Raw genomic sequence first — 14,897 nt, 5'->3', positions numbered from 1 at the left:
ATGATGTTCTGGCGATCGCCGCCGGAACGCCTTACAACGCCCCGGGAAGAACCAACCTGATCAAGATCGAGAAGGTGTCCGAAGCGCTCCGGGCAGAGCCGGCGAGCCGGGACGAATAAGGAAAGTTCGGAGTGCGGGGTTCGGGGTTCGGAGCGGCAGAGAATGCCACAAATGCCACAAGCGGAAAAATGCCATAAATGAAGAAGTGGCGCCTAACGAGTAACGACTAACGGGTGTCGGCCACGAGCTTGGGGAAGAGTCGCCGACGTCAACTCTGTAACTCTTCTTCCCGCCGTGGTCGCCGTGGCTCGCCGTGTTCGCCGTGTGAACTCTTACGTCGTGCCCGCCACCCCCGCTGCGGCCGCCGTGTGACCTTAATCTGTGTCAATCTGTGTAATCTGTGGATGTTTCCTCTTTTCTGCGTTCTCTGCGTGTTCTGCGGACCGGTTTGTTGTATTCACCCGTTCGGGTAATTCCCGGCCGGCAATTCGTACGCTGTAATTCTGGCGCCGGTTTGTCCTACCCTTACTTGCTTATGCTTGCGTCAAGGTTTCTGACGTCACCTGCCGCACAGCGCGCCTGCCTGGCGTACGCGGCGGCACTTTTTTATGCAGGCCTGTGCGTATCCACCTTGGCCGAGCCGCCTGACCCTTATGAGGGTTCGTTGAACCGCGCGGCGCCGCGAGGGGCCGAGACGGTGCGGTTCAACGTTCCCGGCGGCAACCGGCCCGAGGAGATCGCGGTTTTGCCCAGGCACCTTGGGTTTGCGAAATACCGCGACCAGGATTCAGCGCACGAGAAAGAGCTGGCACGCTACGATTTTTACAAAATCGGCAACACGCCGGACGACGGCGCCGTGGCTCTGCTGCCCAAGAACAAGAGCACAAGCGCGGCCGTCGAACTGTTCAATATCCCCAAAGGCAGCGTCAAGCCGGACCCTGAAACCGTCGCTTATTGCACCCAGGTTCGGAAAACGAGCAAAGATCTTGCCAAGTTCAAGCAGACCGACAACGTCTACACGACGACCTGCACCGCCGCGATTCTCGGGTATTACCATGTGTCGCGGCTCCTGGGCGGCATTTGCGACATTCAGCCGGCAATCCTGCGGACGATGGACATTGAGCAGCACAAGAAACTCGTGCGCCTGGCAGCCGAATCAAACCTGCACGGCGCCGTTGCGAAAAGCTGGGCCTTGTTTAACCGCTACTATGCCAACCCGCAGCGGTCGTCAGTGGCCCGCACGCTGTTTACCAGCGATTTTACCCAGATCTACGGGGCGCTGCTGCGGAACACCCGCGGCGAAGAACACTATGCGGATTGGGACAGGGCGGGGAATGACCTGCGCTCAACCGTTGCCTTCCGCGACATGGCGGATCCGAGGCCGGCAGCTAAGGTGATAGGCTCGACTCAGTTCGCCCAGCCGGTCTTGCAACGGCTTGTGGCGATGCGCGACATGGGCGAGATGATCCTGCTCGATTACCTGCTCGCCCAATCCGACCGGCTTACCGGCGGCAACATCGCTGATTTCCAGACGTTCTATTACGTGGATCAAGGCAGGATCAGGAATTCGCGCAATGCCGACGATTTACCCGCCGGCGCGCCGAAGCTTGCCGTGCGTAGACTTACGCTGGTCGATACGAACGCCGGGCTCCTTAACCAGAATGTGTTTGAACAGAAGGGATACCTGGCGGCGATCAGCCACCTGCACCCTGAGACATACCAGCGGTTGCTGGACTTTGCGGACAAATGGAAAACCGACCCGGCGGTTCGCGCCTTTTTCCATGAGGATTGCACGTTCACCAACGCTCAACTGGCGCGTTTCGGAGGCTACCTGGCAAATGCGGCCAAGGTCCTGAAACAAAAGCACGACAGCGGCAAACTCCTGCTTGACCTGGACCTGGACAGCTACTTCCAGCCCGATGCGTCACCGAAAACGGCTCAGGTGAATCTGGTTCAACCGGATTCACCGAAGACCATAACCCGCTGAGATAAACGCGCGCAGGCGGACCGCAACCTTTGATCCGTTAAGTCCCTTGCTGCCAGGCCTCCCGGCCCTGCTGCAACGCAAGATCGGCCGCTTCGCGGCGAACCGGCGCCTGCGGCTCATCCTGCAACTCCGTCATCACGACGTGCGGGATGATTTCATAGACCCGCATGATTAACGGCGTGAGCGACTTCAAATGGTTTTGAGCCGTCTCCGCCAGGGGTTCGTCCCCATACGCAAGTGCCGTGGTGTGGAGCATCGTGTAGGAGATGACTGCATGGTTAAATGCGATATAATCGTCCCGCAAACCGCGCGACACCGGGTCCTTGCGCACTTTGTCATAAACACCGGCGGCTACGCCGAGCGCGCCTGCCACTGCTTCCTTTACAACCTTGCCCGTGCCGGCGCCGAAACGGTCAATATGTAGCTGGAGTCCATTAACGTTTCGCCGGAAGGCGTCAAGTGAATCCCGGACGAAGGAACCAACCCGTTGGTCGGTCTGAAAGCGATCATCCTCGTGCTGGCGTTCAAGCGCTTCAACAATGTGTTTGTTCAAGGCGGACATGTCATTGGTGTACATCCGCAACGCTTCAGGAACAGAATCGGAATCGTTAGCCATGCCTGTATTACGCTGCCGGGGCCGACACGGATGAGCGCGTCTGCAGATCGTGTGTTTTCACAGGGCAGGAATGACATAGAAAAGGGGCGGCCGGAAAAGGCCGCCCCCAGAAAAGATGCCGTGGCTGGTTTTTTGTTAAATCACCGGTTTGCCGCCGGTAACCGGAACAGCTGCACCCGAGATGTAACTTGCTTCCTGTGAAGCAAGCAACACGTACAATGCGGCCAGTTCGGCCGGTTGGGCCGGCCGCTCCAGCGGAACCGATTTCCCGAATTCCTTGACGTGTTCAGGCGGCATCGTCGACGGGATCAAAGGCGTCCACACCGGACCCGGACAGACCGAGTTGGCGCGGATTCCCTTTTCCGCCAGGCCCTGGGCCAGACCCGCCGTGAAGTTTACGATCGCCCCTTTGGTGGCCGCATACGCCAGCAACGTCGGCTTGGGCTGGAATGCGTTTATAGAAGAGGTGTTTATGATCGCGCTGCCGGGCGGCATGTGCTCCACTGCGGCCTTCGTCAGGTAAAACATGGAGTAAATGTTGGTCTTGAACGTGCGATCCCACTCTTCGCTCGGGATCTCCGTGATCGATTCATGGGTCATCTGAAACGCGGCGTTATTTACCAGGATATCAATCTGGCCGAATTCCTGCACCGCTTTTTGGATGATCTGCTGGCAATGGGCTTCTTCCTGGATATCACCGCTCACCAGCACGGCTTTGCGACCCGCTTCCTTTACCCACTTGGCGGTGTCGCGCGCATCCTCGTCTTCTTCGAGGTAAGCGATTAACACGTCTGCTCCTTCACGAGCGAACGCAATGGCAACGGCTTTCCCGATCCCGCTGTCAGCACCGGTGATGATGGCCTTACGTCCCTGCAGTTTGCCTGAACCTTTGTAGGACTGCTCACCATGATCGGCTTTCGGGCCCAGTTCCTTCTCGGAGCCAGGGATAGGTTGCTGTTGGTTGGGCGAAGGTGATTGTGGGTATTGCTCTTTGGGGTCTTGGACCGACGTGGACTGGCTCATAAGCTAAACTACTCTGGGTTGATTTGAGTTAATGGTAATTGCTGTTTCGATCGAGCTAACGCCGATGCTTATCAGGGTAGGCGCTGTCGTAATACTCAGGTATATCCGCGTGTGCGTGCGGCCGGCGGGTTTCGGTGTACGGCTTCCAAAAGGCGGTGGCTGAACATTTGCGTGATACATCCGAGAAATGGCGCGGGTACAAGCTGGGCGCTGCAATGCGACGCACTGCAATAAAGGGGGCGCTTTATTTTTATGATCGAGACGTTGATGGGACCCAGAGGACAATGGGTTAACCTGTTCGAAGAGCGCGTCTGGCGGGCCGGTCCCGGTGTAGACCTGCCGTATCGGTTTCTAAGTCCGGATCAGTCAGCCGCCGGCCAGCGCTTTCCCCTGGTGCTCTTTTTGCACGGGGCAGGTGAACGTGGAGACAATAATCGGTCGCAACTCCGTCACGGTGTCCGCCGGTTCGCGCTCCCGGAGTCGCGCACAGCGCACCCGTCGTTCATCCTGGCTCCGCAATGTCCGGCCGGCGAAGGCCGAAGTGCCGGGTCCTGGCTCGGGAGACACCCGAAAGCCGGAAACGACGTTAACGAGGACGGGGTCGGCGGCCTGCTGGCGATGCTCGTGGAGTTAGTGACAGCGACCATGGGGCAATACCCGGTCGATTCGCGCCGGGTCTACGTCACCGGCATTTCAATGGGTGGATTTGCAACCTGGGCATTGATGGCGCTGAGACCTGACCTGTTCGCCGCATCGGTGCCCGTCTGCGGCGGCGGTGACCCCGGGCGGGCACGGCGGATCAAGGATATCCCTGTCTGGGCCTTTCACGGCTCGAACGATAACGTCGTCCCGGTCGACTACACACGGCGCATGATCGAAGGTCTGCGGACCGCCGGCGGCAACCCCAGGTACACTGAGTACCCCGGTGTCGGCCACGACTCCTGGACTCCGGCTTACCAGGAACCGGACTTGTTGGATTGGATGTTTGCTCAGGAAAAAGGGTGAGACCTGGGGGTTAGCGTTGAACTTTGTGGTTTTGCTTTTGTCCGGCCCAGGTAAGTTGCGCCCAGGCGTATGCAGGATGATCAATACCGTCCGCAGGACCAGGCCCGTCGGAGGAGAAGGCGGCGCACGCACGGCAAGGCCAACCCGGTGGCGGCCGTCCTGATTGCCCTTATCCTGATCGCGCTGGTGGTGACGGCGGTAGTCTGTATGCTGAGAAAGGCTGCCCTGCCCGCGCAGGGAGCTGCCCGGGTTGGGACAGAATCAGTTATCATGCTGGCAAGCATGCCCTATACAAAGTTTACCGAGGAAGGGCGCTGGCTTGCGCACACGGCGGCGTGACCGCTGTGGACGCGGTCACAAGGGTACGAACCCATACCGCACGCGTCCGGCTTGCCTCAGCCGCGCGATCCTTCACGCTATGGATGAAGATCAAGGCACAACGCAGGGTTCGTCTTCCGGCAAACCACCGGAAGAGGTGAAACGGGAAGGCGAAGAGAAACGCAAGGAAGGCGAAACCGCCGACATCAACGAAGCAGCCCGGCAGACTAAGCGCGACAGCAACTGGTGACGTTCCGGTGCTGTTTGGCGTACGCGTGCCGCTTTGGGTCGGTTAAAAGCAGTCCTTCGCCGATCATTCCGTTTTTCCGTATTGACCGTAGCCCGGGGTAAACTTGCCGCCGGGCGGCGCGATCCGCTTCATGAATTCCAGGTACTGCGGCCTGCGCGGTACCCGCCCGGGCATGATGGCGCAGGTAAGCGCCTTGGTTTCCATGATCGTGACGTTCGGCTCAGCGGAAATCGCTGAGAGGTCGTTGACGCTGTCGGCTTTGATCGGGCCGTTGCCATCGGCCAGGTGACAGATCTGCCGGAGTAGAGGCCCGTTAACTGGAAAGCTGAATAACCCCATAAAGGTGGAACCCGCCCGCGCGGGTCCTCCGCCAGTTACTTCGTAATACGATCCATCACCGGTCGCCTTCTGAACGCCACGAATGCCACAAGCAAAACATGCCGCAAATTCAGAGGGGCCGGTGGGGTTTGAAGTGCAGGGTTTGCCGATGGCCGTGTACGCTCGTTCGAAGTTCCATCCCCTTTAATCTGTGTTAATCTGCGTAATCTGTGGATCGTTTCAGGGGGAGAGTGAAGGGTGCCTGGTGGCCCCCGCGGTCTTCAAAACCGTTGTCGGCCCGCCTTGAGGCGGGTGAGGTAGGTTCGATTCCTGCCCTCTCCGCCGGCGAACCGGGCTGCCGGTCCGCACCTGGATGGACCGGAGAAGGGAGGTGATTCACGTGTCGCGCGAAGAGATCTTTAAGCTCACGTCGCTGGCGTCCTGCGCCGGTTGAGCTTCCAAATTGAGCCAAAAGGCCCTGGCCCAAGTTTTGCGCCGGTTACCCCGCGCTCCGCGCGATCCGAACCTGCTCGTCGGCAGCCTTACCGCAGATGATGCCGGCGTGTACCGCCTCCCTTTTGCCCCGGCAACGGCGCTGGTGCAGACGGTCGATTTTTTCACGCCCATTGTGGATGACCCGTTCGCGTACGGGCGAATCGCCGCGACCAACGCGCTCAGCGACGTTTACGCCATGGGCGGCCGGCCGCTCACCGCACTCGCTTTGCTGGGGGTGCCGGTCGAGGTGGTTCCGAACGACGTGATCGTCAAAATTCTGCGCGGTGGCGCCGCCGTCGCGCGGTCTGCCGGGTGCGCTCTGCTGGGAGGCCACACCATCCGGAATGCAGAGCCGATCTACGGCTTATCGGTGACCGGCGTGATCAACCCGAAACAGGTGATGACCAATGCCGGGGCGCAACCGGGCGATTTTCTGGTGCTCACCAAACCGCTCGGAACCGGGATCGCCACGACGGCGTTGAAACGCAACCTGTGCTCGCCGGCGCTCGAGAAAAAGGCGGTCGGGGCGATGACGCGCCTGAACGCGGTCGGGGCCGACCTGGCTGAAGGGGGCTTGGTGCGGGCCGCCACGGATGTTACCGGGTACGGTCTGCTTGGCCACCTCGGTTCGATGTGCCGCGCGAGTGGGGTAGGGGCTGAGATCGAGGCCGGGGCGGTGCCGGCGCTGAGCCCGGAAATTTTTGATCTGATCGACCAAGGCTGCGTGCCGGGCGGCAGCCGGCAAAATCTCGAAACGGCCAACGAATGGACTGAGTGGCAAGCGGCCGACCCGGGCCGGCAAACGCTGCTGGCCGACGCCCAGACCAGCGGCGGGCTATTGTTGTGCGTGCCGCCGAACCGCCGTGATGCGGTCATAGCGTTGCTTAAACGCGCGAGAACGATCTGCGCGGCCGAAGTGGGCCGCATCGTGAACTCGGCAAAACCGCGCATTCTGGTGAAGTAACAGGGCCGTCACGTCAGCCGTTGAACCTCGGTCGATTGTCAGTGACAATCCGATACCTTGAACTCGCCCGAGCTTCGCAAGATTCCGTCCGTCGACCGGGTGCTGCGAGCGCTCGGCGCCGATATCGCTCCCCTTCCGCGGCCGGTGGCGGTCGCGGTGGTCCGGCGGGAGCTCGCCGGCCTCCGGGAAACGCCCGGAACGGAGGTGCCGGCCATGGACGAGCTGCTCTCCGGTCTCCGCGCCAAGCTGGAAACCTTGCGCCGCAGCCGTATCCAACCCGTCATCAACGGGACCGGCATCGTGGTACACACCAACCTTGGGCGAGCGCCCCTCGGCCCGGCGGTGGCCGACGCGGTTCGCGCCGTCGCACTGAATTACAACAACCTTGAGTACGACTTGATCAAGGGAGAGCGCGGCTCGCGCGGCCAATACCTTGAGCACAACCTGGCAGTGCTTTGCTCGGCGCAGGCGGCCACCGTGGTGAACAATTGCGCGGCCGCCCTCGTCCTCATGCTGCGCCACTTCATTACCCGAGCAGCGGATCGACGGGAAATCGTGATTTCGCGCGGCGAACTTGTCCAGATCGGCGGCGGCTTTCGCATCCCTGAAATCCTTGAAGCAAGCGGAGCTGAACTTAGAGAGGTCGGTACGACGAATCACACCGCCCTTGCGGATTACGAGCAGGCATTGGGGAACGGTACGGCTCTGATCCTGAAGGTTCATCAAAGCAATTTCTACGTAGGCGGCTTTACGTCAGCGCCGCCGGCTCGGGCCGTGGCCGATCTGGCGAGACGGTCCGGGGTGCCTTTTGTTGAAGATCTGGGCAGCGGTGCGCTGCTGGCGACCGAACGGCTATCCGAGACAAACCCGGGTTCAGCCATCGGTCACGAACGTACACCGGCCGAAGCGCTGCACGATGGCATCGATCTCGTCTGTTTCAGCGGCGATAAACTGTTCGGCGGTCCGCAGGCCGGGATCATCGCGGGCCGGCTCGACCAGATCAGGGCGTTGAAGAAAGAACCGTTTTTCCGTGCGTTACGATGCGACAAGCTCATCCTGACCGCCCTGCAGACGACCGTGGACCTTTACCTGGACGGCGCGCTTGCCGAAGTGCCGGTGTTGCGCCTTTTGCGGGCCGGCGAGGCAGAGCTTCGCGCCCGGGCGGAAAAACTGAAGGAAACATTGCAAGCGCTTCCAATCCGGATTTCCATCAACCACGGGAAAACAGAGGTTGGCGGGGGGACCCTGCCGCGGGCGGAAATCGCCTCCGTAATGCTGGAACTCATCCCGCAAGGCTGCTCTCTGGCCGAGCTTGCCGCCCGGTTGCGTGCCGCTGAGCCGCCGGTCATCGGATACATTGCCGAAGACCGTTACAAAATTGACCTTCGGACCGTGTTTCCACACCAGGATCGTGACTTGATCCGTGCGCTGCAGGCTGTAGCAGCGGAATTTTCCGGCAACGCCGGAAACTTAGGCTGCCCTGTGGAGAAACCATGAAACCGTTTATTCTGGCCACGGCCGGCCATGTGGATCATGGCAAAAGCGCCCTCGTGGAAGCTCTGACGGGGGTGCACCCGGACCGTCTGCCCGAAGAGCGGGAACGGGGCTTGACGATTGATCTGGGTTTCGGCCGCCTCGACCTCTGTTCCCCGGACGAACCGGGCACGATTTACCGCATCGGCGTGATTGACGTTCCCGGGCATGAAGACTTCGTCAGGAACATGGTGGCCGGCGTGGGCTCGGTTGATCTGGCGTTGCTTGCGGTTGCCGCCGACGACGGTTGGATGCCGCAGAGCGAGGAGCACCTGCAGATTTTGGAATACCTGCGCGTAACCCACGCGGTGGTGGCTCTGACGAAAGCCGACCTGCAGCCTGACCTTTCCGGCACAACGGCGGAAATCCGGCAGCGCCTGGCCGGCACCGCTTTTGCCGGCGCGCCGATCGTGCCGGTATCCATCGTTAACGGGCGGGGGTTCGACGCGCTCCGGGCGGCTTTGATCGCCGTCATGCGAACTTTGGCGCCGGTTCTGGACATCGGAAAACCGAGGTTGTCCGTTGACCGCAGTTTTTCCCGAAAAGGTATCGGTACCGTAGTTACCGGTACCTTAACCGGTGGAGTACTCCGGCGGGGTCAGGCGCTCGTCATCCAGCCGTCGGGATGGCCGGTTCGGGTACGGTCACTTCAGAATCACGGGCGCGACGTGGATTTCAGCCCGCCGGGTACCCGTACGGCCCTTGCCTTGACGGATCTTCCGCCGGAAGGCATTCACCGCGGCGATACCATTACCTTGCCGGGCCTGGGGCACGCCAGTGCGACGCTGGATGCAATGGTTGTTCGATCGCCTCGATTATCGCCGGGGCGCAGCCCGGCCATTTCCCTGAAGAGCGGCTCCTTGGTATGGGTCTGCCATGGTACCGCAAGCGCTCCGGCCCGCGTGGTTTTTCTCGCTCCCGATCAAACCCTGGCACCCGGCGAGAGCGGATGCGTACAGCTGCGGTTTGAAAAACCCGTCTACGCCTGGCTCGGCGACCGGTTTATCTTGCGGGATGCGGCTAACCAGATCACGCTTGCCGGCGGCACGATTCTGGAACCGCAAGGTAACCGGCGCCGCTTCCGCCGCGGGGACCACCGTGAATGGCTTGCGGAGGTGATCAAAGATCCGGCGAATCCCGTTCACGTCGCGCGCGCCCTCCTCAAACGCGACCGCGTATTGAGGCGAGCCGATTTACTGGCGGCCGCCCGGTTCTCCGCGGCCGAAACCGGCGCGGCCGTCGCGCAACTCGCGACTGAGGCGGCGGCAGTGCTTACCGAAACCTATGCGCTGGATGCCGATTGGCGGCAGGAACAGCGGCGGCGGGCACAGAACCGAATTGATGCCGAGCACAGACTCCACCCCGAAAGCGCCGGGCTGCCCCTGGTCGGACTTCGCAAGGAATTGCCGCCGGTCTTTGCCGAGCCCGAACTCTTTTCGGCCCTGCTGGCTGCGCTGGCCGATGCAGGTTATACCCGGACGGGAGAACGGATCTCGCGCCGGACGCATCACCGGACCTTGCCGGCCCACCTGCAGGCGGCCTGTAACCGGGTGCAGGCCACCCTGTTGGACAACCCGTTGGAGCCGCCGTCGCGTTCTATCCTGACGCCGGATCCGGCGAGCCAGGCAGCCCTGAGATACCTGCGAGACCAGGGCGACGTGGTCGAGTTAAGCCAGGAAATCTACCTGCCGCGGCTCGGTTATGCCCGACTTAAGAAAGCCGTCACGCGCCACTTGGAGACCCACGGCAGCGCTACCGCCAGCGAATTGCGCCAGGCTTTGGGAACCACGCGCCGCATCCTGATTCCGCTGCTCGAAAAGCTCGATCGCGACGGTGTGACCCGGCGGGAGGGCGACCGGCGCAAGCTGCGGTAGGGCGGGTGTCGGGTTCGGAGTTCGGGGTTCGGAGTTCGGAGTTCGGAGCGGCAGAGAATGCCACAGATGACAGCGGGTGCCGGGTGTCGGGTGCGAGCTTGGGACAGAGCCGCCGATGTCAAGCCTGTAACTCTTCTTTCCGCCGTGGTCGCCGTGGCTCGCCGTGGTCGCCGTGTGAACTCTTTCGCCGTGCCCGCCGTGTGACCGGACTCCTCCTCTTCACTCCCCGTAATTAAGCCTTTCGAGATGGCGGATTGCGGCCTGGGCCTCAACAGGGGATACGGTGGCCCAATGGGGAGGGTTATGCGGCCCGGCCTGGTCGATGCGGGCCCGCAAGTAGTACGTCAGGCCGGCGCGAACCCGTAAAGGTTGGTTGGCGACGCTATCCGTGATCAACATAAACGAATGGGGGCCTGGCTTGGCGTGATAGACAAAGTAGGTCCCATCGCTCAAAGTGCCCAGGTTGATGGCGTTATCCTGCACGTCGGCGCTGACGGCGGCTGCGACCGGCGAACGCGGCCTGAAAAAGTAAACCAACGCGGTTTCGGGTGGTGGCTGTGGTTTCCGGCTACCAATCCATGAGGGCGGTTTCAGCGCGCAACCGGTACTACCGATCAAGATCGCGGTCAGGATGAGCAGGCGATGACTTTGCATACGTCAACCTATTCGCATTTAGCGGTACGACGAGGCTGAGGTAAGTTGCCTCGCCATGATACCGTTGTCTGTTCTCGACCTTTCGCCCGTCCTGGCCGGTGTGCCTGAGTCTCACGCGCTCCGGCATTCCCTGGCGTTGGCCCAGGCTGCTGACCGCCTGGGGTATCGCCGGTACTGGCTGGCCGAGCATCACAACATTCCCAGCGTGGTCAGCACCGCGCCGGAGATTCTGATCGGGCACGTGGCAAACCACACGTCCCGCATTCGGGTGGGGTCCGGCGGAATTATGTTGCCGAACCATTCGCCGTTGCACATCGCGGAAGTCTTCCGGGTGCTCGAAGCGTTGCATCCGGGCCGGATTGATCTCGGCCTGGGGCGTGCGCCCGGCTCGAATTCAATCACCGCCCTGGCCTTGCGCCGGTCCCGAAGCCGGCTCGCCGTTGACGATTTCCCCGAACTAATCGACGAGCTGATCGGTTACGGTGAGAACCATCTGCCCGCAGATCACCCCTACGCGCCGGTTCACGCCCTGCCGGAGGACGTGCCCTTGCCGCCGCTCTGGATCCTCGGTTCCACCGAGGACGGTGCGGCAATCGCGGCCGGCAAAGGGCTAAGATTTGCGTTTGCCCACCACATCAACCCGGATTCCCTGCTTGATGCCGCCCGGGTTTATCGCGAGAGATTCCAGCCTTCCAAGTCACTGGACCGGCCCGTAATGATGCTGGCCATTGCGGCCATCTGTGCTGAGAATGATACCCAGGCGCAACGGTTGGCTGCTACCACCGGGTTGGCGTGGCTACGACTCCGAACCGGCCAACCGGCCCCATTGGCGAGCCCTGAAGAAGCCCTGGCTTACCCTTATACCCCGGCCGAACGCCAGATCGTCAAAGCGTCACGCCGTCACTTCGTGGCAGGCGATCCGGCCTCGATTCGGGAACGGGTGGAAGAATGGGTGGCGGTGACCGGCGCGGACGAGGTCATGGTGACCACGATGGTGTACGAACCCCGTGACCGCCTCCGGTCCTATGAACTGCTGGCCGAAGCGTTCGAACTCCGTCCACCGAGTCCAGAGAAAAACGATCCGCAGAACATGCAGCCAACGCGGAACGCATCCACAGATTACACAGATCACCCGCACGGGAGCGGATAACGGCATTTTACCAGGCTGTGGGGCGGGTGTCGTGATTAAGAAAGCTATTTGGGCCGGCCGCTTTGGATGCTAAATCATGGCTGCAGCGTTGGTTTTGACGGATAACTGCGAAAGCTTGATCGATAGATTGCGTCGTGCATGGAACTCCAGGTGATACAGCGGTTGCTGCGAGTTACCCGTCAACTGACAGAAAGCCAGGCGCTCGGCCCTTTGTTGCACGTGGTGCTTGGTGAGGCATTGGCTTGGTCCGGGGCGACCGACGCCCATATAGTGTGGATGGACGATGCCCCGCCCGGGGTTTCGATGCGAGGGTTCCGGGCCGCGACTCAATCGGTGGGCGATTACTCCGCGATGCTTGCGCGCATGAAGTCTGACCCGATCCTGAAACAGCTTGGGCCGGTCATGGTGACCCAGTCCGATGAGGTTTTTGGAACGCTTGGCTTTGACGCGGCAAGTGCAGTCCTTTGGGCGCCGTTCACTCAAGCTGGAGAATTCCAAGGCAGCCTTATCCTGGTAGACCCGCAGCTGCGTCCAACCAAGAATGAACTCATGCTTTTCGGCGTGTTCGCTGAGCACGCCGGTGCGGTTCTGCGAAAGGGTTTGCTGATCGAACGCCTGTCGGCACGGATCCGATACCTCTCTGATTTCGATGACGTGGTGACGAAGTTGCCGAACCGGGTCTTTTTCAAGAGGCACCTGGAGGAGGCCTGCCGTCAAACCGGAGGAGATCAGGGGTTGGCGGTACTGTTCCTCGACCTGGACGATTTCACACAGGTCAACCGAGCGCTCGGCCACAGCTTCGGGGACAAATTTCTCTTCGAGGCTGCGCAAAGGCTTCAGCGGCTTGTCGGCGCTTCCACCTTGGACGCCTTCACCGGGTGTTTGGGTGGGGACGAATTTGGGGTTCTGCTTCAGCTGGTTGATGGAGGCGTCCCGACGCCTGAGGCGGTCGCCAGGACCGTCGTGGAAGCCTTTCGAGAGCCCCTCGAAGTATTGCCGCACCGGTATGTCATCACCGTCAGCATCGGCATTGCTCTGGGGGCGGCGACAAAGGCCGAAGATGCGGAGGCCCTGCTCGTCCGCGCAGAACGAGCGATGTACGCGGCCAAAAACCGCGGGCGCGGTACGTTTGCATTCTCCAGATGACAGCATGCTCCGGAGGGAGTTGCCGGCTCAAGGGGAATAACCGGCTCGGTTTGCTCTTGGTTTTAGAGTTAGAGGTTGATACAACGCGTGAGGAAGAGGGTGCGACCGACTCTCTGCGAGCCGGTACCCGGCTTTTGAAGCGGCGTTTGTCCAATCCCAAAGCGTGCTGCGGACAAGAGAGAGAGAAAGTGGACCATGGCTAAGGTGCAGAAACGGCCGTTGCGCGTGTTTATCAGCTACCGCCGGGACGATGCACCCCAGCAGGCACAGTTGCTCTGGAAATACTTCGCTGTCAGATATAGGAATAAGAACGTCTTTTTCGATAGGGAAGGGATCTCCGCCGGCGCCGAATTCTCCGACGAGATCAATCGGAAAATTCGAGAGTGCGATGTACTGGTGGCGGTCATCGGCCCGCGCTGGATCGAACTGATCAAGGATTACGCGATTGAACAGAATGACTACGTCCGCAACGAGATTGCCCTTGCCCTGGCACAGAAGAAGTTAGTCGTGCCCGTTTGCATCGGCGGAGCGCAGACACCGGACGTCAAGCAGATGCACTGGCAGGTGCGTCCGATGATGACTCGCAACGCGGAGGTACTCCCTGACCCGTTCAGGGACGCCGAAGTCCGGCGGCTGCTTAGCTCGATCGAGGAGACGTTCTTCCAGCGCGAGGACCAGCGCCGAGAAGCCGCCAAACTTGACGAGACCTCTCCAGCGGCCGGTCTCGCGCTTGGCTATTTTGTAAACTTTATTCGCAAAACGGTACGACTGATTACCGCAAAAACACCTGAGGGCGACCGCTACGCAAACACGATCAAAATCACGGAACTGGACGGCGAGCCCTTCTATTTAGGGAACGACCTGCAGTCACGATCCGATTTGCGATTGCACATCGTACTTCCGCCGCAGCTTGAGTGCATACGTCTCGAAACGCTGAAACCTGCCTTACAAAGCTTGCCCAAAGGGACGGTTAACCAGCCAGGTGGCGATCGTCCTTACTCATGCCAGGTATGGAAAGTCGCAGGCCAGTACGGGATCATCGATTTCCCTACCCCATACCTGGTGATGGACGAATGGATCCAGCGCCGCAAAGCACAAGGCACTCCGGCTCAGCCACCCTCGCACTGGCAAAATCTGGAAGCGGACGAGCTCGGACGGTTTGAAACGGTTCTCCGCTCGTGGGTAGAAGATTCGAACGAAGAATCGGATTTCCGCGATCGGATTCATTTTATCCGTTTCACAGATAAGAAACACTACCAGCAATGGCTCGACGACTTCCGCGCGCCCTCAATCGGGGGCTGATAGGAGGCGTCAGAAGCCGGTCACCGCCCCGTGGGCCTCAACCTGGGCCTTTTCTCCTGAGAAGAAATGATATCCGCAGATCACGCAGATCGTACAAATCAAGGTCACACAGCGGCCGCAGCGGGTCGGGCGGGCACAGCGACAGAGTTCACACGGCGAACACGGCGGGAAGAGGAAAGGGTTCGGAGTTCGGAGTTCGGAGTTCGGAGTTCGGAGTTCGGAGTTCGGAGTTCGGAGTTCGGAGTTCGGAGTTCGGAGTTCG

General features: G+C 60.8%; 14 protein-coding genes and 1 tRNA gene. 11 read left to right on the top strand and 4 right to left on the bottom strand.

What is annotated here, in order from left to right:
* Positions 1–535 precede the first annotated feature (535 nt).
* Complete coding sequence (locus JO015_08800) at positions 536–1,987, top strand: hypothetical protein (GenBank protein MBV9999197.1); 1,452 nt, start codon at positions 536–538, stop codon at positions 1,985–1,987.
* Between the two features lie 37 nt (positions 1,988–2,024).
* Here JO015_08800 and JO015_08795 read toward each other — a convergent pair whose 3' ends face one another.
* Both JO015_08795 and JO015_08790 read right to left on the bottom strand, forming a co-directional pair.
* Positions 2,025–2,603 (bottom strand): hypothetical protein, encoded by a 579-nt coding sequence (locus JO015_08795; GenBank protein ID MBV9999196.1) that lies wholly within the window; start codon positions 2,601–2,603, stop codon positions 2,025–2,027.
* Between the two features lie 135 nt (positions 2,604–2,738).
* Entirely contained in the window at positions 2,739–3,626 is an 888-nt protein-coding gene (locus JO015_08790; GenBank protein MBV9999195.1) for an SDR family oxidoreductase, read from the bottom strand.
* A 252-nt stretch (positions 3,627–3,878) separates the two neighbouring features.
* On the opposite strand from JO015_08790, the gene JO015_08785 reads away from it, so the two are divergent.
* The 3 genes from JO015_08785 (at position 3,879) to JO015_08775 (ending at position 5,199) form a co-directional block, all read left to right on the top strand.
* Positions 3,879–4,631 (top strand): prolyl oligopeptidase family serine peptidase, encoded by a 753-nt coding sequence (locus tag JO015_08785; GenBank protein MBV9999194.1) that lies wholly within the window; start codon positions 3,879–3,881, stop codon positions 4,629–4,631.
* Positions 4,632–4,700: 69 nt separating this feature from the next.
* A complete protein-coding gene (locus tag JO015_08780) occupies positions 4,701–4,970 on the top strand; it encodes a hypothetical protein (GenBank protein ID MBV9999193.1) in 270 nt (89 codons plus the stop codon).
* Between the two features lie 79 nt (positions 4,971–5,049).
* On the top strand, positions 5,050–5,199 hold the full coding sequence (locus JO015_08775) for a hypothetical protein (protein MBV9999192.1): 150 nt from the start codon (positions 5,050–5,052) through the stop codon (positions 5,197–5,199).
* A gap of 63 nt (positions 5,200–5,262) precedes the next feature.
* Here JO015_08775 and JO015_08770 read toward each other — a convergent pair whose 3' ends face one another.
* Positions 5,263–5,538, bottom strand: coding sequence for a hypothetical protein (locus JO015_08770; protein ID MBV9999191.1), 276 nt, complete (start codon positions 5,536–5,538; stop codon positions 5,263–5,265).
* Between the two features lie 225 nt (positions 5,539–5,763).
* Between JO015_08770 and JO015_08765 the strand changes: the two genes are divergently transcribed.
* The 4 genes from JO015_08765 to selB all read left to right on the top strand — a co-directional run bounded on the left by JO015_08765 (position 5,764) and on the right by selB (position 10,383).
* Positions 5,764–5,859 (top strand) — tRNA-Sec (locus tag JO015_08765).
* A gap of 31 nt (positions 5,860–5,890) precedes the next feature.
* Complete coding sequence (selD, locus tag JO015_08760) at positions 5,891–6,976, top strand: selenide, water dikinase SelD (protein MBV9999190.1); 1,086 nt, start codon at positions 5,891–5,893, stop codon at positions 6,974–6,976.
* 57 nt (positions 6,977–7,033) lie between these two features.
* Positions 7,034–8,473 carry an L-seryl-tRNA(Sec) selenium transferase gene (locus JO015_08755; GenBank protein ID MBV9999189.1) on the top strand — a complete coding sequence of 480 codons (1,440 nt, stop codon included), beginning with the start codon at positions 7,034–7,036 and terminating at the stop codon, positions 8,471–8,473.
* Positions 8,470–10,383, top strand: coding sequence for a selenocysteine-specific translation elongation factor (gene selB / locus JO015_08750; protein MBV9999188.1), 1,914 nt, complete (start codon positions 8,470–8,472; stop codon positions 10,381–10,383). The genes JO015_08755 and selB overlap by 4 nt, the downstream gene beginning before the upstream one ends.
* Before the next feature lie 219 nt (positions 10,384–10,602).
* Here the strand turns inward: selB and JO015_08745 are convergent, their stop codons facing one another.
* Positions 10,603–11,037: a DUF2846 domain-containing protein gene (locus tag JO015_08745; GenBank protein ID MBV9999187.1), complete on the bottom strand. Its 435-nt coding sequence runs from the start codon at positions 11,035–11,037 to the stop codon at positions 10,603–10,605.
* Positions 11,038–11,092: 55 nt separating this feature from the next.
* Here JO015_08745 and JO015_08740 point away from each other — a divergent pair, with 55 nt between their 5' ends.
* From JO015_08740 to JO015_08730, 3 genes are all read left to right on the top strand, one after another.
* Positions 11,093–12,187, top strand: coding sequence for an LLM class flavin-dependent oxidoreductase (locus JO015_08740; GenBank protein ID MBV9999186.1), 1,095 nt, complete (start codon positions 11,093–11,095; stop codon positions 12,185–12,187).
* Positions 12,188–12,463: 276 nt separating this feature from the next.
* The gene (locus tag JO015_08735) at positions 12,464–13,333 is read left to right on the top strand and encodes a GGDEF domain-containing protein (GenBank protein ID MBV9999185.1); all 870 of its coding nucleotides are present in this window, start codon (positions 12,464–12,466) and stop codon (positions 13,331–13,333) included.
* Positions 13,334–13,528: 195 nt separating this feature from the next.
* Entirely contained in the window at positions 13,529–14,635 is a 1,107-nt protein-coding gene (locus tag JO015_08730) for a toll/interleukin-1 receptor domain-containing protein (protein ID MBV9999184.1), read from the top strand.
* Positions 14,636–14,897 lie beyond the last annotated feature (262 nt).

Source organism: Verrucomicrobiota bacterium (assembly GCA_019247695.1).
Classification (GTDB): domain Bacteria; phylum Verrucomicrobiota; class Verrucomicrobiia; order Chthoniobacterales; family JAFAMB01; genus JAFBAP01.
The sequence above is the reverse complement of the archived record's forward strand: the minus strand, read 5'-3'. Positions and strand labels throughout refer to the sequence as shown.